We start from the raw sequence: 21250 nt of genomic DNA on the forward strand, positions 1-21250 counted from the left end.
CGTCATGGAGACGTCCGGTGCCCCCACCCCAACCCTCCCCCGTAGGGGAGGGAGCAAGACAGGGGTCAGTCGCGACGCTGGGTCGCGGCCTTGGCCAGCGCGGTCAGCGATTGGGTCATGGCCTGGGCGCGTGCGGACCAGAAACGGGCGATGAGCTGGCCGGCGTTCTTTTCGACGTTGGGGTGGATACACGAGCGCCCCGAAGTGGCGGCGAACTCGATCAGCGCCGCGTATTCGGAAGTGTCGGTGTCGGGAATGTGCATGCCTCGATCCTAGGGCGAGAAAGCGCGCCCGGAGCCCTCGGGATGAGTGGCGGTCGCAGCAGCGCCGAACTTTGTCACGGATTGTCCTCGCCCGGCAAGCCGTGCGTGGCGACTGTTGCGCCTGCGCGCCGGAATGCGCCGGGCGTCACGCCGGCCCAGGCCCGGAAGGCCCGCGAAAAGCTTTTCTCATTGCGAAAGCCCACCGCCAGCGCGATCTTCTTGATCGGCCGCTCGGTGCGGCGCAATTGCTCGGCCGCCTGCTCGTGGCGTACCGTGTCCTTGAGCTGCTGCAGCGAGACGCCTTCCTCCAGCAGCTGGCGGTGCAGCGTGCGGGCCGACACGTTCAGGATCTGCGCCAGCGACTCGGCCGTGGCCCCCTGCCGGCCCTGGGCCCGCAGCAGCTCGCGTACGCGCTGGCCCAGCAGCCGGTCGCGCCGGTACTGCAGCACCGTCAGCGGCAGCGCGCGCCGCAGCATGGTCCGCAGCGCCTGCTCGTCGCGCCGCAGCGGCAGCGCCAGGTAGCGCTCGTCGAAGCTGTAGCTGGCAACCTCGGCGCCGAAATGCAGCTCGCCGCCGAACATCAGCGGATAGGCATCGCGATGCGGCGGCACCTCGAAGGGGAAGCTGGCCGCGCGCAGCGACACTCGCGAATCGATGACCCAGGACGCGTAGCCGTGCAGGAAGCGCAGGTTGGAGACCAGGCAGAACTCGCGCAGCGCGCCGAGCGCCACATGCTCGCGGATCGAGACGGTGGCCACGCCGCCCGCCACCTTGAGCTCGAGGCCGATGTCCTCGGTCAGCAGGCGGTGGTGGCGGCACCAGCGCCGGATGGCCACGCCGAGGTCGGGCGAGCTCAGCGAGGCGCGGCACAGCATGCCGTAGGTGCCCCAAGGCAGGCGGCGGCTGAACCAGCCCAGCGCCTCGTCGTCGAGTTCCTGCATCGCGTAGCCCGACAGCGTTTCGAACTGGGCGGCGGTCACGCGGGCCTGCTCGTTTTCCAGCTCTTGCGGCGCAATCTGTGCCTGTGCCAGCGCCCGGGAAGGGTCCTTTCCGTAGCGCTCGTAGCCCCGCACGATCGCTCGGACGAAGGCCATGGGCGTGGCCGCGCGAGCGGCCGGCTTGAGGGGCGAGGAGCTCATGAAAGGGCGCGAAGCAGATGGCGCAATATGCAACCATTGTGACGCCAATTGCAACGGAGGCCGGCGTAAGCTGCGACTGCCCGCGCGGGATTTTTCCGGCGCACGAGTCGAACCCGCATCCAAGGAGACACCCATGCATGATCCCGGCCTCAATTTCGACCTCGGCGAGACCATCGATTCGCTGCGCGACGCGGTGGCCGACTTCGCCGCCCACGAGATCGCGCCGCGCGCCGCCGAGATCGACCGCGAGAACCTCTTCCCCCATGACCTCTGGAAGAAGCTCGGCGAGCTGGGTCTGCACGGCATGACGGTGAAGGAGGAATACGGCGGGACCGAGTTGGGCTACCTGGCCCACATCGTGGCCATGGAGGAGGTGTCGCGGGCCTCGGCCTCCGTGGGCCTGTCCTACGGCGCGCATTCCAATCTCTGCGTCAACCAGATCCACCGCAACGGCAGCGAGGCGCAGAAGAAGAAATACCTGCCCAAGCTCGTGAGCGGCGAGCACGTGGGCGCGCTGGCCATGAGCGAACCCAACGCCGGCTCCGACGTCGTCAGCATGAAGCTGCGCGCCGAGAAGAAGGGCGACCGCTACGTGCTCAACGGCGGCAAGATGTGGATCACCAACGGCGGCGACGCCGACACGCTGGTCATCTACGCCAAGACCGAGCCCGAGATGGGCGCGCGCGGCATGACGGCCTTCATCGTCGAGAAGGGCTTCAAGGGCTTCTCGGCCGGCACCAAGCTCGACAAGCTGGGCATGCGCGGCTCCAACACCTTCCCGCTCTTCTTCGACAACTGCGAGGTGCCCGAGGAGAACGTGATGGGTGGCGAGGGCATGGGCGCCAAGGTGCTGATGAGCGGCCTCGACTACGAGCGCGCGGTGCTCTCCGGCGGCCCGCTGGGCATCATGGCCGCCTGCATGGACGCGGTGCTGCCCTTCATCCACGAACGCAAGCAGTTCGGCCAGAGCATCGGCGAGTTCCAGCTGATGCAGGGCAAGCTGGCCGACATGTATTCGACCTGGCAGGCCACCCGCGCCTACGTCTACGCGGTGGGCAAGGCCTGCGACCGCAAGGACCATGCGCGCACCTTCCGCAAGGACGCGGCCGGTGCCATTCTCTATTCGGCCGAGAAGGCGACCTGGATGGCCGGCGAGGCGATCCAGGCGCTGGGCGGCGTGGGCTACACCAAGGAGTTTCCGGTCGAGCGGCTGTGGCGCGATGCCAAGTTGTACGAGATCGGGGCGGGGACCAGCGAGATCCGGCGCATGCTGATCGGCCGCGAACTGTTCGCGGAAACGGCCTAGGGTTGGACTTCATTCCCTCCCCCTCCGGGGGAGGGAGCAAAGACAAGGAGACCGTACATGCCATTGACCCAAAGCCTCGACCGCGGCCCCACCGATGTTCCGCTGATCGAGCAGACCATCGGCGACTTCTTCGACGACATGGCGCGGCGCCAGGGCGATCGCGATGCGCTGGTCAGCGCGCACGAGCAGCGGCGCCTGAGCTACCTCGAACTGCAGCGCGAAGCCGACCGCCTCGCCAGCGCGCTGCTGGCGCTGGGCCTCGGCCCCGGCGACCGCGTCGGCATCTGGTCGCACAACAACGTGGCGTGGGTCCTGATGCAGCTCGCCACCGCCAAGGTCGGCATCGTCCTGGTCAACATCAACCCCGCCTACCGCACCTCCGAACTCGAATACGCGCTCAACAAGGTGGGCTGCAGGGCGCTGGTCACGATGCAGCGCTTCAAGACCAGCGACTACGTCGGCATGCTGCGCGAGCTGGCGCCCGAGCTCGCGAGCGCGCAGCCCGGCGCGCTGCAGGCCGCACGCCTGCCGCAGCTGCGCACGGTGGCCTGGATCGACAAGGCCGGCGAGGGCGAGGAACTGGCGGGCCTGATGCGCTTTTCTGCCCTGCTCGAGAAGGGCCAGCCCGACGACCCGCGCGTGCCCGCGATCGCCAAGACCCTGAAGGCCACCGACCCGGTCAACATCCAGTTCACCAGCGGCACCACCGGCTTCCCCAAGGGCGCGACGCTGACCCACCGCAACATCCTCAACAACGGCTTCTTCATCGGCGAGTGCATGAAGCTCACGCCCGAAGACCGGCTCTGCATCCCGGTGCCGCTCTATCACTGCTTCGGCATGGTGCTGGGCAACCTGGCCTGCCTCACGCATGGCGCCACCATCGTCTACCCCAACGACGGCTTCGACCCGCTGACCGTGATGCAGACGGTGCAGGCCGAGCGCTGCACCGGCCTGCACGGCGTGCCCACCATGTTCATCGCCGAGCTCGACCATCCGCGCTTCAAGGAGTTCGATCTCTCGACGCTGCGCACCGGCATCATGGCCGGCTCGCCCTGTCCCACCGAGGTGATGAAGCGGGTGGTCGACCAGATGCACCTCTCCGAGATCACCATCGCCTACGGCATGACCGAGACCAGCCCGGTAAGCTGTCAGAGCTCCACCGACACGCCGCTTTCCAAGCGCGTCTCCACCGTCGGCAAGGTGCAGCCGCACCTCGAGATCAAGATCGTCGACCCCGAGACCGGCGCCATCGTCGCGCCCGGCGTCTCGGGCGAGTTCTGCACGCGCGGCTATTCGGTGATGCACGGCTACTGGGACGACGAGGAAAAGACCCGCGAGGCCATCGACGCCGAGGGCTGGATGCACACCGGCGACCTCGCCACCATGGACACCGAGGGCTACGTCAACATCGTTGGCCGCATCAAGGACCTGGTGATCCGCGGCGGCGAGAACATCTACCCGCGCGAGATCGAGGAATTCCTCTACCGCCATCCGAAGATCCAGGACGTGCAGGTGGTCGGCCTGCCCGACAAGAAGTACGGCGAGGAGCTGTGCGCCTGGATCATCCCCAAGCCGGGCCAGGCCCTCACGGCCGACGAAGTGCGCGAGTTCTGCAAGGGCCAGATCGCGCACTACAAGGTTCCGCGCTACATCGAGTTCGTCAAGGAGTTTCCGATGACCGTGACCGGCAAGATCCAGAAGTTCAAGATCCGCGAGGCGATGAAGCAGCAGCTCGGCCTTGGAGAAGAAAAGACAGCATGAGCAAACTCGAAACCAAACTCAACGCGCGCTCGGCCGAGTTCCAGGCCAATGCGTCCGCCATGCGTGCCCTGGTCGAGGACCTGCACGCGCAGTTCGCCAAGGTCGAGGCCGGCGGCGGCGAGGCCGCGCGCAGCAAGCACACCGCGCGGGGCAAGCTGCTGCCGCGCGAGCGCGTGGCGCAGCTGCTGGACCCGGGCACGCCCTTCCTCGAGATCGCGCCACTCGCCGCCCATGCGATGTACCACGGCGCGGCGCCCGGCGCGGGCCTGATCGCCGGCATCGGCCGCGTGAGCGGGGTGGACTGCATGGTCGTGTGCAACGACGCGACCGTGAAGGGCGGCACCTACTACCCGATGACCGTCAAGAAACACCTGCGTGCGCAGGAGATCGCCGAGCAGAACCGGCTGCCCTGCATCTACCTGGTGGACTCGGGCGGCGCCAACCTGCCGAACCAGGACGAGGTCTTCCCCGACCGCGATCACTTCGGCCGCATCTTCTACAACCAGGCCAACATGAGCGCCCAGGGCATCGCGCAGATCGCGGTGGTCATGGGCTCCTGCACGGCAGGCGGTGCCTACGTGCCGGCGATGAGCGACGAGTCGATCATCGTCAAGGAGCAGGGCACCATCTTCCTGGGCGGCCCGCCGCTGGTGAAGGCGGCCACCGGCGAGGTGGTGACGGCGGAGGACCTGGGCGGCGGCGACGTGCACACGCGCTTGTCGGGCGTGGCCGATCACCTGGCGCAGAACGATCTGCATGCGCTGGCGCTGGCACGCACGGCCGTCGCCAACCTCAACGCGAGGAACAGCCAGGCCGCGGCCGGCGAGCCCGGAGAGATCCGCGCGCCCGCCTTCGCGCCCGAAGAACTCTACGGCGTGATCCCCACCGACACCCGCAAGCCCTTCGACGTGCGCGAGATCATCGCCCGCATCGTCGACGGCAGCGAGTTCCACGAGTTCAAGGCCCGCTTCGGCGCGACGCTCGTGTGCGGCTTCGCCGAGATCGAAGGCATGCCGGTGGGCATCGTGGCCAACAACGGCATCCTGTTCTCCGAGTCGGCACAGAAGGGCGCGCACTTCATCGAGCTGTGCTGCCAGCGCAAGATCCCGCTGGTGTTCCTGCAGAACATCACCGGCTTCATGGTCGGGCGCAAGTACGAGAACGAGGGCATCGCGCGCCACGGCGCCAAGATGGTGACGGCCGTGGCCACCGCCAACGTGCCCAAGTTCACCATCATCATCGGCGGCAGCTTCGGCGCGGGCAACTACGGCATGTGCGGCCGCGCCTACTCGCCGCGCTTCCTCTGGATGTGGCCCAACGCGCGCATCAGCGTGATGGGCGGCGAGCAGGCCGCAAGCGTGCTGGCCACCGTCAAGCGCGACGGCATCGAGGCCAAGGGCGGGCATTGGAGCGCCGAGGAAGAAGAAGGCTTCAAGGCGCCGATCCGCCAGCAGTACGAGCAGCAGGGCCACCCCTATTACGCCACCGCGCGGCTGTGGGACGACGGCATCATCGACCCGGCCGACACGCGCCGCGTGCTGGCGCTGGGCCTGGCCGCGGCGCGCCATGCGCCCGTGCCCGAGCCGCGCTTCGGCATCTTTCGCATGTGACACCGAGGAGACGAGCATGTCCTTGCCGAACTACTTCGCGAGCCTGGGGCGCTACCACGTGTGGGCCACGAACAAGCTGCTCGCGTCGAACCTGAAGAACCTGTCGGACGCCGACTGGCGCCGCGATTGCGGCCTCTTCTTCCGCTCGGTGCACGGCACGCTCAACCACCTGCTGGTGGCCGACAACCTCTGGTATGCGCGCTTCGCCGAAGGCCGCTCCCCGCGCATCCCGCTCGACACCGAATTGCACACCGACCGCGTGGCCGTGTGCGAGGCGCTGGCGCAGGCGGTCACGCGGTGGAGCCCCTGGCTCGCCACGCTCGCGCCCGAGCGCTACGACGGCGAGCTGGCCTACACGCGCAACAACGGCGAGCAGGTGCACATTCCCTTCGCGCCGGCGCTCGGCCACGTGTTCAACCACGCGACCCACCATCGCGGCCAGGTCACGGCCGCGCTCACCGGCATGGTCCAGCCCGGGCCCGAGCTCGACTGGGTCTACCTCCTTCAACAGGAAGCAAAGCAATGAAGTTCACCACGCTGGAGCTCGTCTTCGAAGGCGCCGTCGCGCGCATCTGGCTCAACCGGCCCGAGTTGCGCAACGCTTTCGACGAGGTCGTCATCCACGAGCTGAGCGAGGCCTTCTCGCAGGCGGGCGCCGCGAGCGAGGTCCGCGTGATCGTGCTGGGCGCCAACGGCCCGGCCTTCTGCGCCGGCGCCAACCTCAACTGGATGCGCCGCGCGGCCGAGTTCACCCACGAGCAAAACCTCGCCGATGCGGGCGGCCTGGCCGAGATGCTGCGCACCATCCAGGAGAGCCCCAAGCCGGTGATCGCGCGCGTGCAGGGCGACACGTATGCCGGCGGCATGGGGCTGGTGGCCGCCTGCGATGTCGCGGTGAGCGTCGACACCGCCTGGTACTGCTTGAGCGAAGTGAAGATCGGCCTGATCCCCGCGACCATCAGTCCCTACGTGCTGCGCGCCATGGGCACGCGCGCCGCGCAGCGCTACTTCCTGACCGGCGAGCGCTTCAGCGCGGCCGAGGCGCATCGCATCGGCTTCGTGCATGAGGTGGTGGCGGCCGATGCGCTCGATGCCAAGGTGGCCGAGATCGTGAAGGCCTTCACCGGCGCCAGCCCGGCGGCGGTGCGCGCCTGCAAGCAGCTGATCGCCGACGTCGCGGGCCGCGAGATCGACGATGCGCTCATCGAGAAGACCGTGCAGGGCATCGCCGACATCCGCGCCAGCGAGGAAGGCCGCGAAGGCGTCCAGGCCTTCCTGCAGAAGCGCAAGCCCTCCTGGATCTCCGGCTGAGCCCTTCGGCGCCGCACCATGGACACCCTCAACCTGCCCCAATTGCTCGCCCTGTCTGCCGCCATCGGCTGGGCCAGCGGCGTGCGCCTGTACCTGGTCGTGCTGCTGACCGGCCTGGCCGGCTACCTGGGCTGGGTGCCGCTGCCGGGCGGGCTGCAAATGCTGGCGCATCCGGTGGTGATCGCGGCCAGCGGCTTCATGGTCTTCATCGAGTTCTTCGCCGACAAGATCCCCGGCCTCGACTCGCTGTGGGACATGGTCCACACGGTGATCCGCATTCCCGCGGGCGCCGCGCTGGCGGCCAGCGTGTTCGGTGCGGACCATGCGGTGATGGCGATCGTCGCCGCGCTGCTGGGCGGCAGCTTCGCGGCCACCGCGCATGTGGCCAAGGCCACCACGCGCGCCGCCATCAACACCTCGCCCGAGCCCTTCAGCAATGTGGGCGCCTCGCTGGTCGAGGACGGCCTGGTGCCGGCGGGCCTGTGGCTGGCGGTGGCGCATCCGCTCGTGTTCCTGCTGTTGTTCGTCGTGCTGCTGGCGCTCTCCGTCTGGTTGATCCGCAAGAGCTGGCGCTTCCTGCGCGCGCTCTTCGGCCGCCTGGCGAGCATCTTCAGCGGCCGCCCCGATCCCGGCGTGACGCCGGCCTTTCGCCTGAGCAGGCGCGAGGACGGGCAGCTTTGATTTTTTTGTAACAGCACGGGCGGCAAGAAGCCGGACCGTTGCGCGACGTTGAGGCAAAGATGATTCGTACGGCAGCGAACGTCGCGCAAGCGGCGTGCATCTCGCAGGCAACCGCCGCATTGCGGTGGTACGCCGGCCTGCCTACGATGCGCGGCCCGAGCCCCATCGAACGAGGAACGTACCCGTGCTGAGTCCTGCTTCTCCGTCCCATCCGCCACCCGCCGTATCGCGCAATGCCGACTGGCAGCAGCGCAGCCGGCGCCATGTGTGGCACCCCTGCACCCAGAGCATCCGCCTCGAAGCCGTGCCGCCGCTGCCGATCGCGCGCGGCGAAGGCGTCTGGCTGATCGACCATGACGGCCGCCGCTACCTGGACGCCACCAGCTCCTGGTGGGTCAACCTGTTCGGCCATGCGCATCCGGCCATCAATGCCGCGCTCAAGGCGCAGCTCGACACGCTGCCGCACGTGATGCTGGCGGGCTGCACCCATGCCCCGGCGGTCGAACTGGCCGAGCGCCTGTGCGCGCTGACCGGCGGCGCGCTGGGCCACTGCTTCTACGCCTCCGACGGCGCCTCGGCGGTGGAGATCGCGCTGAAGATGAGCTTCCATGCCTGGCGCAATGCGGGCCGGGGCGGCAAGCGCCGCTTCGTGGCGCTGCGCCAGGGCTACCACGGCGAGACGCTGGGCGCGCTGCATGTGACCGATGTCGCCGTCTTCCGCGATGCCTATGCGCCGCTGCTGGGCGATGCGCATCTGGTGCCTTCGCCCGACGCGCGCGGCGCGCAGCCGGGCGAAGACGCCGCCGCCGTCGCGCGGCGCGCGGCCGATGCGCTCGGCGCGCTGCTCGCCGAGCAGCACGAGAGCATCGCCGCCGTGATCGTCGAGCCGCTGGTGCAGTGCGCCGCCGGCATGGCGATGCACGACCCCGAGTACCTGCGCCTCGTGCGCGCCCTGTGCGACCGGTACGGCGTGCACCTGATCGCCGACGAGATCGCCGTGGGCTGTGGGCGCACCGGCAGCTTCTTCGCCTGCGAGCAGGCCGGCATCTGGCCCGACTTCCTGTGCCTGTCCAAGGGCATCAGCGGCGGCTACCTGCCCCTGGCGTTGGTGATGGCGCGCGAGGCCATCTACCAGAGCTTCGTGGACGACGACGTGGCACGCAGCTTCCTGCATTCGCATTCCTACACCGGCAATGCGCTGGCCTGTCGCGCTGCGCTGGCCACACTCGAGCTGTTCGAGCGCGAAGACGTGCTGAACCGCAATCGCGCCCGGGCTGCGCGCATCCTGCGGCGGCTGCAGCAAGGGCTGGGCACACGCCCGGTCGCGCACCTGCGCCAGCGCGGCATGATCACCGCCTTCGACGTGCGGGAGCCCGGCGAGCGTTTCGCCGAGCGCTTCCATCTGGCCGCGCGCGACCAGGGCCTGCTGATGCGCCCGATCGGCGGCACCGTCTACCTGATGCCGCCCTACGCGATCGCTGACCACGAGATCGATCGCCTCGTCGAGGGCACGCTCGCCACCCTGGACGCGGTCGCCGCGCCACATGCTGCCCGGGAGGCCCGCGATGTCGCGCTTGCTTGACCGCCTCCAGCACGAGATCGCCACGCTGGACGCGCACGCCCTGCGCCGCCGCCGGCTGATCGCCGAGACGCCCTGCGCCCCCGAGCAGCTTCTCACGCTGGCTGGCGCTGCGGCGCCGCGCAGCATGCTGGCCTTCAGCAGCAACGACTACCTCGGCCTGGCCGCGCATCCGGCCCTGGCGGCCGCGCTGGCCGAAGGCGCGTCGCGCTACGGCGCGGGCAGCGGGGGCTCGCACCTGATCCTCGGCCACTCGCGCGCGCATGCGCAGCTGGAGGAGCGCCTGGCCGACTGGATGGTGCCGCACATCCCCGAGGCGCAGAGCCTGTTCTTCTGCACCGGCTACATGGCCAACCTCGCGGTGCTGTCCGCGCTGGGCGGCACCGAGGCGGTGATCTTCTCGGAGACGCTCAACCATGCCTCGCTGATCGACGGCGCGCGCCTGGCCAAGGCGCGCGTGGAGCGCTATGCGCACTGCGACGTGCAGGCGCTCGATGCGCAGCTCGCGGCCTGCAATGCGCCGGTCAAGCTGATCGTCAGCGATGCCGTGTTCAGCATGGACGGCGACATCGCGCCGGTGGCCGGGCTGCTGGCGCTGGCCGAGCGCCACGATGCCTGGCTGGTGCTGGACGATGCGCATGGCTTCGGCGTGCTGGGCGCGCGAGGCCACGGCGTGCTGGAAGCGGCGGGCCTGCGCTCCGAGCGGCTCGTCCTCATCGGCACGCTCGGCAAGGCGGCCGGCGTGTCGGGCGCCTTCGTGGCCGCGCATCGCACCGTGATCGACTATCTGGTGCAGCGTGCGCGGCCCTACATCTTCACCACCGCCGCGCCGCCGGCCATTGCCCATGCGCTGCTCGCCAGCCTGGACCTGATCGAAGGCGAGGAGGGTGCATGGCGCCGCGCGCAGCTGCACGCGCGCATCGCGCAACTGCGCACGGGTCTGCAGCGCGTGCTGCCCTCCGACGGCAGCGCCTGGCTGGCGGATTCGCCGACCGCGATCCAGCCGCTGATCGTGGGCGACAACGCACGCGCGATGCGGCTGTCGGCGCAGCTCGACGTCCTGGGCTTGCGGGTCGGCGCGATCCGGCCGCCCACCGTGCCGGCCGGCACGGCGCGCCTGCGTATCGCGCTGTCGGCCAGCCATGGCGAAGGCGACGTCGCGCGACTGGTCGATGCGCTGGGGCAGGTGCTGGCCCAGCCCTGGAAGGAGGCCGCATGACGATGCACTGCTTCGTCACCGGCACCGACACCGGTGTCGGCAAGACGCTGGTCGCCAGCGCGATGCTGTCGTCGTTAACGGCGTCGGGCCTGCGCGCAGTCGGCATGAAGCCCGTGGCGGCGGGCCTGGACCTCATCGACGGCACCTGGCGCAACGACGATGTCGAGCGGTTGCAGGCCGCCGGCAATGTCGAAGCCCCGCTCGCGCTGCGCTGCCCCTATCTGTTGCGCGCCCCAATGGCACCGCACCTGGCGGCCCAGAACGAAGGCGTGCGCATCGCCCTGCAACCCCTGCTCTCGGCCTACGCGCAGCTCGCACGGCAGGCCGATGCGGTGGTCGTCGAAGGCGTGGGCGGCTTCCGCGTGCCGCTGGCCGACGACTTCGACAGTGCCGATCTCGCCGTGGCCCTGGGGCTGCCCGTGGTGCTCGTGGTGGGGCTGCGGCTCGGCTGCCTCAACCATGCGCTGCTCACGGCCGAGGCCATTCGCGCGCGCGGCCTCGTGCTCGCCGGCTGGGTCGGCAGCGCCATCGATCCGCGCATGCTGGCCTTCGACGACAACCTGCTAACCCTGCGCGCGCGCCTGGATGCGCCGCTGCTCGGCGTGGTGCCGCATCTGGCCTCGCCCCAGGCGGCCCTCGCTGCGCGCCATCTCGACCTGGGCGCGCTGCGCAGCACCGCGGCGCTGGCCGCCTGAACCGGACACAGAAACTTTTCTTGCTCATGGAACACAGCATCAGCTTCATCGACCGCAAGGCCACGGCCTCGCAGCAGCACGCCCTTCCCACCGGCGCCGAGTGGCGCGTCGACAGCGTCGCGGCCCTCTTCGAGCTGCCCTTCAACGACCTGCTGTTCCGCGCGCAGCAGGTGCATCGCGCGAACTTCGACGCCAACACCGTGCAGCTCTCCACCCTGCTGTCGATCAAGACCGGCGGCTGCGAGGAGGACTGCGACTACTGCCCGCAGAGCGCGCACCACGACACCGGCCTGAAGGCCGACAAGCTCATGGCGCTGGACGACGTGCTCGCCGCCGCCCAGGCCGCGAAGGACCACGGCGCCACCCGCTTCTGCATGGGCGCGGCCTGGCGCAGCCCGAAGGAACGGCACCTGGAGCCCGTCATCGAGATGGTGCGCGGCGTCAAGGCGCTCGGCCTGGAGACCTGCGTGACCCTCGGCATGCTCGAGGCCGAGCAGGCGCAGCGCCTGGCGGACGCGGGCCTGGACTACTACAACCACAACCTCGACAGCGCCCCCGAGTTTTACGACAAGATCATCACGACCCGGACCTACCAGGACCGCCTCGACACCCTCGGCCATGTGCGCGACGCCGGCCTGCATGTGTGCTGCGGCGGCATTGTCGGCATGGGCGAATCGCGGCTGGAGCGAGCCGGCCTGATCGCGCAGCTGGCCAACCTCGACCCATACCCCGAGTCGGTGCCCATCAACAACCTGGTGCAGGTCGAGGGCACGCCGCTGGCCGGCACCGAGCCGCTCGACCCCTTCGAATTCGTGCGCACCATCGCCGTCGCCCGCATCACCATGCCCAAGAGCATGGTGCGCCTGTCGGCCGGGCGCGAGCAGATGGACGAGGCGCTGCAGTCGCTGTGCTTCCTCGCCGGTGCCAATTCGATCTTCTATGGCGATCGCCTGCTGACCACCGCCAACCCGCAAGCCGCGAAGGACCGCGCGCTGCTGGAGCGGCTCGGGATGCGAAGCGACGCCTGAACCTCCACCCCCCAAGAAGGAAAGCCGAGCCCATGTTCAACAAGATCCTGATCGCCAACCGCGGCGAGATTGCCTGCCGCGTCGCCGCCACGGCGCGCCGCATGGCCATCCGCACGGTCGCCGTCTACTCCGACGCCGACGCGCATGCCAACCATGTGCGCGCCTGCGACGAGTCGGTGTACCTGGGCGGCAGCGCGCCCAAGGACAGCTACCTGCGCTGGGAGAAGATCCTGGAGGCCGCCAAGGCCACCGGCGCGCAGGCCGTGCATCCGGGCTACGGCTTCCTGAGCGAGAACGAAGACTTCGCCCGCGCCTGCGCCGAGGCCGGCCTGGTCTTCATCGGCCCGCCGCCCTCGGCCATCCAGGCCATGGGCCTGAAGGCCGAGTCCAAGCAGCTGATGGAGAAGGCCGGCGTGCCGCTGGTGCCCGGCTACCACGGCAAGGACCAGGACCCGGCGCTGCTGGCGCGCGAGGCCGAGCGCATCGGCTACCCCGTGCTGATCAAGGCCAGCGCCGGCGGCGGTGGCAAGGGCATGCGGGTGGTCGAGAAGCACGCCGACTTCGCTGCCGCGCTCGCCTCCTGCCAGCGCGAGGCCATCAACAGCTTCGGCGACGACGCGGTGCTGGTCGAGAAGTACGTGCAGCGCCCGCGCCACATCGAGATCCAGGTCTTCGGCGACACGCAGGGCAACTACGTCTACCTGTTCGAGCGCGACTGCTCGGTGCAGCGGCGCCATCAGAAGGTGCTGGAGGAAGCGCCGGCGCCGGGCATGACGGACGCCATGCGCCGCGAGATGGGCGAGGCCGCGGTGGCCGCGGCGCGTGCGGTGAAGTACGTGGGCGCGGGCACGGTGGAGTTCATCGTCGAGCAGCGCAACGATGGCTCCATGAATTTCTTCTTCATGGAGATGAACACCCGCCTCCAGGTGGAGCATCCGGTCACCGAGGCGATCACCGGGCTGGACCTGGTCGAGTGGCAATTGCGCGTGGCCTCCGGCGAGCCGCTGCCCTTGAAGCAGGAGCAGCTGCAGATCAACGGCCATGCCATCGAGGCGCGCATCTGCGCCGAGAACCCCGACAACAATTTCCTGCCTGCCACCGGCACGCTGCGCGTCTACCGCAAGCCTCACGCCACGGCCTTCCAGCGCAGCCGCGTGCGCATCGACGACGGCGTGCGCGAGGGCGATCCGATCTCGCCCTTCTACGACTCGATGATCGCCAAGCTGATCGTGCACGGCACGACACGCGAGGAAGCGCTGGCGCGGCTCGACCAGGCGCTGGCGCAGATGCACATCGTGGGCGTTGCGACCAACGTGCAATTCCTCCGAGGCATCCTGCGCACCGACTCGTTCGCCCATGCCAAGCTCGACACCGCGCTGATCGAGCGCGAGCGCGCGGTGCTCTTCGACCGCGAGCCGCTGGGTCTCCCGCTGGCGGCGGCGTCTTCCATCGTGCGCACGCTGATCGCCGAGCGGTCTTCGGCGACGCCCTCGGAGCCCTACGCGCGCCGCGACGGCTGGCGCGGCCTCGGCGAGTACCAGCGCCGCTTCGACTTCGAGTTCCGCGGCGAGGCGCAGCAGGCGCTCCTGACCTACCGGCGCGACGGCAGCCTGTGGCTGCAGGTCGGCGGCGTCGAGGGCGCGCTCGAGACTGGCCAGTTCCCCACGGGCGAGATCGAGCTCCAGTTCAACGGTCTGCGGCGCACCTTGAACGTGTACGAGGAAGGCGCCGCGACCCATGTCTTCGCCCCCGAGGGCGCGACCCGCATCGTGGCGGTGGACCGCCTGGCCCATGCCGGCGACACGCACGCTGAAGCCGGCCGCCTCACCGCGCCCATGCCGGGCAAGGTCGTGTCCTTCGCCGTCAAGGCCGGCGACAAGGTCAGTCGCGGCCAGGCGCTGGCGGTGATGGAGGCCATGAAGATGGAGCACACCATCGCCGCGCCGGCGGACGGCACCGTGGAAGAGTTGCTCTACGTGCCCGGCGACCAGGTGGCCGAGGGCGCGGAGCTGCTTCGCATTGCGGCTTAAGCTTGCGGGCATGCGAATCACCGTCTGCCTCACCGACAACCGCCCCGACGCCTGGATCGAGGGCCTGCGCGCAGCCCTGCCCGGCGCCGACGTGCAGAACTGGACCCCGGGCGCGCCGCAAGCCGACCACGCCGTGGTCTGGTCGCCGCCGCAGGCCTTCATGGACGAGCAGCCGGGGCTTCGCGGCATCTTCAACATCGGCGCGGGCGTCGACGCGCTGCTCAAGCTCAGGCTGCCGCCCCAGGCCCTGGTCGTGCGCTTGGACGACGCCGGGATGTCGGTGCAGATGGCCGAGTACGTGTGCCATGCGCTGATCCGTCATTTCCGCGAGTTCGATCTCTACGAGGCCGATGCGCGCGAGGGCCGCTGGGGCTTTCGCAAGCCGCAGGAGCGCGAGGACTTCCCCGTCGGGGTGATGGGCCTGGGCGTGCTGGGCGAGCGCGTGGCGAAGGCCATCGCGCAGTTCGAGTTCCCGATCAACGGCTGGAGCCGCTCGCCCAAGGCGATCGACGGCCTGCGCTGCTTCGCGGGCGAGGAACAGTTCGACGCCTTCCTCGGCGCCACCCGCGTGCTGGTCAACCTGTTGCCGCTGACCGAGTCCACGCGCGGCATCCTCAACCGCCAGACGCTGTCGCGCCTGAACGGCGGCAAGCCGGGCGGCTACCTCATCAACGTGGCGCGCGGCGCGCACCTGGTCGAGGCCGAGCTGATTCCGCTGCTCGACAGCGGCCAGCTCGCCGGCGCGACCCTCGATGTCTTCGAGGTCGAGCCGTTGCCCGCCGAGCATCCCTTCTGGCGCCATCCGAAGATCACGGTCACGCCGCACGGTTCGGCACGCACGGTGCGCGGCGCCTCCGTCGCGCAGATCGCCCGCAAGATCCTGGCGATCGAGCGCGGTGAGCCCGTCGCCGGCGTGGTCGATCCGAAGCGCGGATACTGAAACCTGCCCCTCACGAGAAGCCAAGCCATGAAACTCCCACCCCGCGTCAAGCTCGTCGATGTCGGCCCGCGCGACGGCCTGCAGAACGAAAAGCAGGCGGTGCCTGCCGAGGTCAAGATCGGCCTGGTCCATCGCCTGCAGGAGGCCGGCCTCAAGGAGATCGAGGTCACCAGTTTCGTCAGCCCCAAGTGGGTGCCGCAGATGGCCGACAACGCGGAGGTGATGCACGGCCTCCGGCGCCAGCCCGGCGTGCGCTACTCGGTGCTCACGCCCAACATGAAGGGCTTCGAGGCCGCGATTGCCGCGCCGCGCGAGGAGTGGCCCGACGAGATCGTGGTCTTCGGCGCGGCCAGCGAGGCCTTCAGCCAGAAGAACATCAACTGCTCGATCGCCGAGAGCATCGAGCGCTTCCGGCCGGTGGCCGAGGCGGCGCGCGAGAAGGGCATTTACGTGCGCGGCGCCATGTCCTGCACGGTGGGCTGCCCCTACGAGGGCGAGATCGCGCCCGAGCGGGTCGGCATGTTGGCGAGGCTGATGAAGGACATCGGCGTGCAGCACGTCGGCGTGGCCGACACCATCGGCGTCGGCACGCCGCTGAAGGTGCGGCGCGCGCTGGAGGCGACGCTCGCGCACTACGGCATCGACGACATCTCCGGCCACTTCCACGACACCTACGGCCAGGCGCTCTCCAACACGCTCGCCAGCCTGGAGCTGGGCGTGTGGCAGTTCGACACCTCGGTCGGCGGCCTGGGCGGCTGCCCCTTCGCCAAGGGCGCGACCGGCAACGTCGCGACCGAGGACGTGGTCTACATGCTGCACGGCATGGGCATCGAGACCGGCATCGATCTCGACAAGCTCATCGACGCCGGCGTCTACATCAACCAGGCGCTGGGCCGCGAGCCGAACTCGCGCGTCTCGAAGGCCATCCGTATTAAGAGGACAGGCTGATGTGCGGCGCCGAGGTCAACGGCCTTCCCGAAGGCGTGCAGCGCGTGGCGCGACTGCTCCAGCACCGGGGCCATCCCCATGCCCCGCGCATGCTCGACGACGCCTGCCGCACCGCGCAGCAGGCGGCCGATGCGCTGGGCATCTCGGTGGCGCAGATCGCCAAGAGCATCGTGTTCCGCCGCAAGAGCGACGAGGCGGCGGTGCTGGTCGTGACTTCCGGCGACAAGCGGGTGGACGAGAAGAAGGTCGAAGCGCTGGTCGGCGGCAAGCTGGGCCGCGCCGATGCCGACTTCGTCAAGCGCACGACCGGCTTCTCGATCGGCGGCGTCTCGCCTTTCGCGCATGCGACGGCGCCGGTGATGCTGATCGACCGCGAGCTGTTCCGCTTCGACGAAGTCTGGGCGGCGGCCGGCCATCCGCATGCGGTGGTGCAGCTGCGCCCGCAGGAGCTCGAGACGCTGACCGGCGCGCCGGTCGCGGACGTGGTGTGAGCGGGGATGCACTCCATCCCCTGGCCGATCGCGCCGTCGCCGCGCGCGACGCGGCACGCGACGTGCCCTCGCCCTGCATTTCCATCTGCCGCATGGACCCGGCCAGCGGCTTCTGCGAAGGCTGCCTGCGCACCCTCGACGAGATCGCGGCGTGGAGCAGCATGGACGATGCGACCAAGCGCAGCGTCTGGCGGGCCATCGAGCTGCGCGCGGATGCGGGCTTCTTGAACAACGCGGGAGAAGACCGGCCATGAAGCACATCACCTTCCATCTCGACTTCATCTCGCCCTACGCCTACCTGGCCTTCGAGCAGCTGCCGCAGGCGCTCGAAGGGCTGAGCTACAGCGTGGCCTACCGGCCGGTATTGCTGGGCGCGCTGCTGAAGCACCACGGCCAGCTCGGGCCGGCCGAGATCCCGGCGAAGCGGTCCTGGACCTACCGCCACGTGCTGTGGCTCGGCCAGGCGCACGGCATCGCGGTCGAGCTGCCGGCCTCCCATCCCTACGACCCGCTGCCGCACCTGCGGCTCGCGCTCGCCACCACCACCGACGGCGACATCAACCGCCACGTCGCCGAGACGATCTTTCGCGAAGTCTGGCAGGGCGGTGGCGATGCGGGCGATGCCGCACGGCTGGCCGCGCTCGCCGCGCGGCTGCGGCTGCAGCGCGAAGCCGGCGGCGAAGAGGTCAAGGCCCGTCTCAAGGCCAACACCGACGAGGCCATCGCGCGCGGCGTCTTTGGTGTGCCCACCTGCGAGGTCGACGGCCGCCAGTTCTGGGGCTTCGACGGCCTGGCCATGCTGCGCGACTATCTGCGCGGCAATACCTGGTTCGACGGCCCGGACTGGGAGGGCGCGCCCCGGCGCCCCGCGCTGTTGCGCAGCAGCAATCGCTGATTTCTTACAGCTTGAAACGCGCGCTGCGGGTTTCACCTTAAATCGTCAGCATCGGTTCAGTTTCGCGAAAGCCCTGGGTCAGTCGCCGCTCCAAGAATCCACCACGCCCCACGCCGTGGGATTAACTAGGAGAAGACGCAATGGCAGCCACACTTGATTCACGGGGAGCGCCACGCAGCGCCCCCCGTCCCATGTCCGCGGAGGAGAAGAAGGTCATCTTCGCTTCGTCGCTCGGCACCGTGTTCGAGTGGTACGACTTCTATCTCTACGGTTCGCTGGCGGCGATCATCGCCAAGCAGTTCTTCAGCGGCCTGGATGCCGGCGCGGCCTTCATTTTCGCGCTGCTGGCCTTCGCGGCCGGCTTCCTGGTGCGGCCCTTCGGCGCCATCGTGTTCGGCCGCCTGGGCGACATGATCGGGCGCAAGTACACCTTCCTGGTGACCATCCTGATCATGGGCCTGTCGACCTTCATCGTCGGCCTCCTGCCCAGCTACGCGACCATCGGCGTGGCAGCGCCCGTGATCCTGATCGCGCTGCGCATGCTGCAGGGCCTGGCCCTCGGCGGCGAGTACGGCGGTGCCGCCACCTACGTGGCCGAGCATTCGCCGCACGGCAAGCGCGGTGCCTACACCTCGTGGATCCAGACCACGGCGACGCTGGGCCTGTTCCTGAGCCTGATCGTGATCCTCGGCGTGCGCACCTGGCTCGGCGAGGAGGCCTTCGGCGCCTGGGGCTGGCGCGTGCCTTTCCTGGTCTCGATCGCGCTGCTGGCGATCTCGGTGTGGATTCGCCTGTCGCTGTCCGAATCGCCGGCCTTCCAGCGGATGAAGGCCGAGGGCAAGACCTCGAAGGCGCCGCTCGCCGAGTCCTTCGGCCAGTGGAAGAACCTCAAGATCGTGATCCTGGCGCTGATCGGCCTGACCGCCGGCCAGGCCGTGGTGTGGTACTCGGGCCAGTTCTACGCGCTCTTCTTCCTGACGCAGCAGCTCAAGGTGGACGTCACCACCGCCAACCTGATGATCGCGGCCGCGCTGCTGATCGGCACGCCCTTCTTCGTGATCTTCGGCACGCTGTCCGACAAGATCGGCCGCAAGCCGATCATCATGGCCGGCTGCCTGCTGGCCGTGGTGACCTACTTCCCGGTCTTCAAGATGCTGACCGAGTACGCCAACCCCGACCTGGCCAAGGCCCAGGCCAGCGCCGGCGTGACGGTGACGGCCGATCCCAAGTCATGCTCCTTCCAGGGCAACCCGGTGGCGCGCGAGATCGACTTCAGGAGCTCCTGCGACATCGCCAAGCGCTACCTGGTGCAGAACTCGGTGAGCTACGACAACGTCGAAGGCGCGCCCGGCTCCAAGGCCGTCGTCAAGATCGGCGACAAGACCGTGGAGGCGCCGATCGGCAACGTGGTCAACCACAAGTTCGACGAAGCCTCGGCCAAGCAGATCGCCGCCTTCAAGAAGGGCGTGGCCGACGACCTGAAGGCCGCGGGCTACCCGGCCAAGGCCGATCCCGCCAAGATGAACAAGCTGATGGTGGTGGTGCTGCTGACCTACCTGGTGATCCTGGTCACCATGGTCTACGGCCCGATCGCCGCCATGCTGGTCGAGCTGTTCCCGACGCGCATCCGCTACACCTCGATGAGCCTGCCGTACCACATCGGCAACGGCTGGTTCGGCGGCCTGCTGCCGACCACGGCGTTCGCGATCGTGGCCTCCACCGGCAACATGTACAACGGCCTCTGGTACCCGATCATCATCGCGGGCATGACGCTGGTGATCGGCACCCTGTTCATCCGCGAGACCAAGGACGTCGACATCTACGCCAACGACTAGGCTCGCCTGCCGAGCCTGATCGGAGCAAAGGGCCCCGGCCCTTTGTTCAACAAAGAGGCCTCGTGCCGTGTCCATGGCGCGAGGCTTTTTCGTTGAACATCCAGGAGATTCAGACCATGTGGAAATTAGCCATCGGCTTCGTCATCTTCGCCGCCATTTCGCTCTTCGTGCTCATGCAGGCGGGGGACAAGGCTGACATGTCGGGCGAGAAGCACGGCGGGGATGCCACGCACGCGCCGGAGCCTGCGGCGCCCGCCGCATCCAAGTAGGGAGAAGGCGTCGCCGCGCCCGCTCAGCGCTTGAACTTCCCGTCGCTGATGATCGAAAGATCGGCGAAGTCGATGCCCGAGTGGTCCTGCGTCGAGTAGCTCACCACCAGCCCGCCGCCGAGGTCGAAGTCGCGCAGGCCCTCCAACGCCGTGAGCACCCGGGCCCGGGTCGGCTTCGGGCCGGCGCGACGCAGGGCCTCGACCAGCACCTTGGCCGAGGCGTAGCCCTCGAGCGCGGCCGGCGACAGCTCCTGCTGGCCCTTGGCGCGCACCAGCGCCAGCGCCTCCTTGACCATCGGGTGGCCAATGGAGCGCTCGCTGGGAAAGACCTGCGCCACGATCACGCCGCGGCTCGTGTCGCCCAACTGCTTGATGAAGCCCGAGGAGGCGTTGTTGGACAGCGTGACGACCTGGGCCGCCGAGCCCGCCGCGCGCAGCGCCTTGACGCCCTCGGCCACCACGGTGCTGGAAGCGATCCACACCACGGCCTGGGCCTGGGCGGCCGCGAGCTTCGGCACGATGGCCGCGTAGTCGGGCTTGTCGCGGTCGGCGGACAGCACCACCGCGGGCTTGGCCTTAGCCTTGTCGAAGCCGGTCATGGCCCCTTCCAGCCCGTCCTGCCCGAAGGAGTCGGAGACGTGCACCACCGCGATCCGCTCGAGGCCGGTGGTCAGCAGATGCGCCACCGCCTTCTCGGCCTCGCGCTGGTAGGTGGCGCGCACGTTGAACACATGCTTCTGCAGCGGCCGGTGCAGGACCATGGCGCCGGTGGAGGGGCCGATCAGGGCCACGCCGTGCTTGTCGATCCACGGGATGATGGCCTGCGAGTGCGGCGTGCCGCGGCTCATGAAGAGCGCCACCACCTTCTTCTCCTCGATCAGCACGCGGGCGTTCTCGCCGGCGCGCTTGACGTCGAAACCGTCGTCCATGCGCACCATCTCGATCTTCTCGCCGTGAACGCCGCCCTGCGCGTTGGCGGCGTCGATCGCGAGCTGCGCGCCGAAGATGGTCTCGTTGACGCCGGTGGCGACGGAGCCGGTGATGCCGGCGGTCTGCCCGACCAGGATCTGGGCTGTGGCATGGGCGCTGGCCAGCGCCAACAGGGCGGCCGCGCAGAGCAGACGCATGTGCATGAAATCTTCTCCTGAATACGTTCGATGTAGGCAAAAGCGCCGTCCATTTAGTCACCGCTGGCAGCCGGTTTTCTCCACGTAAACCCCTGCCCAACGGCCGGCCATGTGAACCTTTGC

General features: G+C 69.0%; 21 protein-coding genes. 18 read left to right on the forward strand and 3 right to left on the reverse strand.

Going from position 1 to position 21250, the window contains the following annotated elements:
• Positions 1 to 65 precede the first annotated feature (65 nt).
• Both AC3A6X_RS22940 and AC3A6X_RS22945 read right to left on the reverse strand, forming a co-directional pair.
• Positions 66 to 263 carry a hypothetical protein gene (locus tag AC3A6X_RS22940; protein ID WP_487844372.1) on the reverse strand — a complete coding sequence of 66 codons (198 nt, stop codon included), beginning with the start codon at positions 261 to 263 and terminating at the stop codon, positions 66 to 68.
• Positions 264 to 337: 74 nt separating this feature from the next.
• Positions 338 to 1402: an AraC family transcriptional regulator gene (locus tag AC3A6X_RS22945; protein WP_487844373.1), complete on the reverse strand. Its 1065-nt coding sequence runs from the start codon at positions 1400 to 1402 to the stop codon at positions 338 to 340.
• A 133-nt stretch (positions 1403 to 1535) separates the two neighbouring features.
• Between AC3A6X_RS22945 and AC3A6X_RS22950 the strand changes: the two genes are divergently transcribed.
• The 18 genes from AC3A6X_RS22950 to AC3A6X_RS23035 all read left to right on the forward strand — a co-directional run bounded on the left by AC3A6X_RS22950 (position 1536) and on the right by AC3A6X_RS23035 (position 20000).
• On the forward strand, positions 1536 to 2708 hold the full coding sequence (locus AC3A6X_RS22950; RefSeq protein WP_487844374.1) for an isovaleryl-CoA dehydrogenase: 1173 nt from the start codon (positions 1536 to 1538) through the stop codon (positions 2706 to 2708).
• A 57-nt stretch (positions 2709 to 2765) separates the two neighbouring features.
• A complete protein-coding gene (locus tag AC3A6X_RS22955) occupies positions 2766 to 4469 on the forward strand; it encodes an AMP-binding protein (RefSeq protein ID WP_487844375.1) in 1704 nt (567 codons plus the stop codon).
• A complete protein-coding gene (locus tag AC3A6X_RS22960) occupies positions 4466 to 6079 on the forward strand; it encodes a carboxyl transferase domain-containing protein (protein WP_487844376.1) in 1614 nt (537 codons plus the stop codon). Before AC3A6X_RS22955 ends, AC3A6X_RS22960 begins: the two co-directional genes overlap by 4 nt.
• Before the next feature lie 16 nt (positions 6080 to 6095).
• Positions 6096 to 6605: a DinB family protein gene (locus tag AC3A6X_RS22965; RefSeq protein WP_487844377.1), complete on the forward strand. Its 510-nt coding sequence runs from the start codon at positions 6096 to 6098 to the stop codon at positions 6603 to 6605.
• A complete protein-coding gene (locus tag AC3A6X_RS22970; protein WP_487844378.1) occupies positions 6602 to 7390 on the forward strand; it encodes an enoyl-CoA hydratase/isomerase family protein in 789 nt (262 codons plus the stop codon). The genes AC3A6X_RS22965 and AC3A6X_RS22970 overlap by 4 nt, the downstream gene beginning before the upstream one ends.
• An 18-nt stretch (positions 7391 to 7408) precedes the next feature.
• Positions 7409 to 8071 carry a DUF4126 domain-containing protein gene (locus tag AC3A6X_RS22975; RefSeq protein ID WP_487844379.1) on the forward strand — a complete coding sequence of 221 codons (663 nt, stop codon included), beginning with the start codon at positions 7409 to 7411 and terminating at the stop codon, positions 8069 to 8071.
• A 187-nt stretch (positions 8072 to 8258) separates the two neighbouring features.
• On the forward strand, positions 8259 to 9653 hold the full coding sequence (locus AC3A6X_RS22980; RefSeq protein ID WP_487844537.1) for an adenosylmethionine--8-amino-7-oxononanoate transaminase: 1395 nt from the start codon (positions 8259 to 8261) through the stop codon (positions 9651 to 9653).
• Positions 9637 to 10869, forward strand: coding sequence for an 8-amino-7-oxononanoate synthase (bioF, locus tag AC3A6X_RS22985; RefSeq protein WP_487844380.1), 1233 nt, complete (start codon positions 9637 to 9639; stop codon positions 10867 to 10869). The genes AC3A6X_RS22980 and bioF overlap by 17 nt, the downstream gene beginning before the upstream one ends.
• A 2-nt stretch (positions 10870 to 10871) precedes the next feature.
• Positions 10872 to 11564 (forward strand): dethiobiotin synthase, encoded by a 693-nt coding sequence (gene bioD, locus AC3A6X_RS22990; RefSeq protein ID WP_487844538.1) that lies wholly within the window; start codon positions 10872 to 10874, stop codon positions 11562 to 11564.
• Positions 11565 to 11590: 26 nt separating this feature from the next.
• Positions 11591 to 12592, forward strand: a complete 1002-nt coding sequence (bioB, locus tag AC3A6X_RS22995) for a biotin synthase BioB (protein ID WP_487844381.1) — start codon at positions 11591 to 11593, stop codon at positions 12590 to 12592.
• A 32-nt stretch (positions 12593 to 12624) separates the two neighbouring features.
• Positions 12625 to 14622 (forward strand): acetyl-CoA carboxylase biotin carboxylase subunit, encoded by a 1998-nt coding sequence (locus AC3A6X_RS23000; protein WP_487844382.1) that lies wholly within the window; start codon positions 12625 to 12627, stop codon positions 14620 to 14622.
• Positions 14623 to 14632: 10 nt separating this feature from the next.
• Positions 14633 to 15562 (forward strand): 2-hydroxyacid dehydrogenase, encoded by a 930-nt coding sequence (locus tag AC3A6X_RS23005; protein WP_487844383.1) that lies wholly within the window; start codon positions 14633 to 14635, stop codon positions 15560 to 15562.
• 27 nt (positions 15563 to 15589) lie between these two features.
• A complete protein-coding gene (locus AC3A6X_RS23010; protein ID WP_487844384.1) occupies positions 15590 to 16510 on the forward strand; it encodes a hydroxymethylglutaryl-CoA lyase in 921 nt (306 codons plus the stop codon).
• Complete coding sequence (locus AC3A6X_RS23015) at positions 16510 to 17001, forward strand: YbaK/EbsC family protein (protein ID WP_487844385.1); 492 nt, start codon at positions 16510 to 16512, stop codon at positions 16999 to 17001. The genes AC3A6X_RS23010 and AC3A6X_RS23015 overlap by 1 nt, the downstream gene beginning before the upstream one ends.
• Complete coding sequence (locus AC3A6X_RS23020) at positions 16998 to 17255, forward strand: DUF1289 domain-containing protein (protein ID WP_487844386.1); 258 nt, start codon at positions 16998 to 17000, stop codon at positions 17253 to 17255. Before AC3A6X_RS23015 ends, AC3A6X_RS23020 begins: the two co-directional genes overlap by 4 nt.
• Entirely contained in the window at positions 17252 to 17896 is a 645-nt protein-coding gene (locus AC3A6X_RS23025; protein ID WP_487844387.1) for a 2-hydroxychromene-2-carboxylate isomerase, read from the forward strand. The genes AC3A6X_RS23020 and AC3A6X_RS23025 overlap by 4 nt, the downstream gene beginning before the upstream one ends.
• Positions 17897 to 18036: 140 nt before the next feature.
• Positions 18037 to 19731, forward strand: a complete 1695-nt coding sequence (locus AC3A6X_RS23030) for an MFS transporter (RefSeq protein WP_487844388.1) — start codon at positions 18037 to 18039, stop codon at positions 19729 to 19731.
• Between the two features lie 92 nt (positions 19732 to 19823).
• Positions 19824 to 20000 carry a hypothetical protein gene (locus AC3A6X_RS23035; RefSeq protein WP_487844389.1) on the forward strand — a complete coding sequence of 59 codons (177 nt, stop codon included), beginning with the start codon at positions 19824 to 19826 and terminating at the stop codon, positions 19998 to 20000.
• A 23-nt stretch (positions 20001 to 20023) separates the two neighbouring features.
• Here AC3A6X_RS23035 and AC3A6X_RS23040 read toward each other — a convergent pair whose 3' ends face one another.
• Positions 20024 to 21133, reverse strand: a complete 1110-nt coding sequence (locus AC3A6X_RS23040; protein ID WP_487844390.1) for an ABC transporter substrate-binding protein — start codon at positions 21131 to 21133, stop codon at positions 20024 to 20026.
• Positions 21134 to 21250: the final 117 nt, after the last annotated feature.

This window comes from Variovorax sp. Soil_C_12, assembly GCF_057657375.1.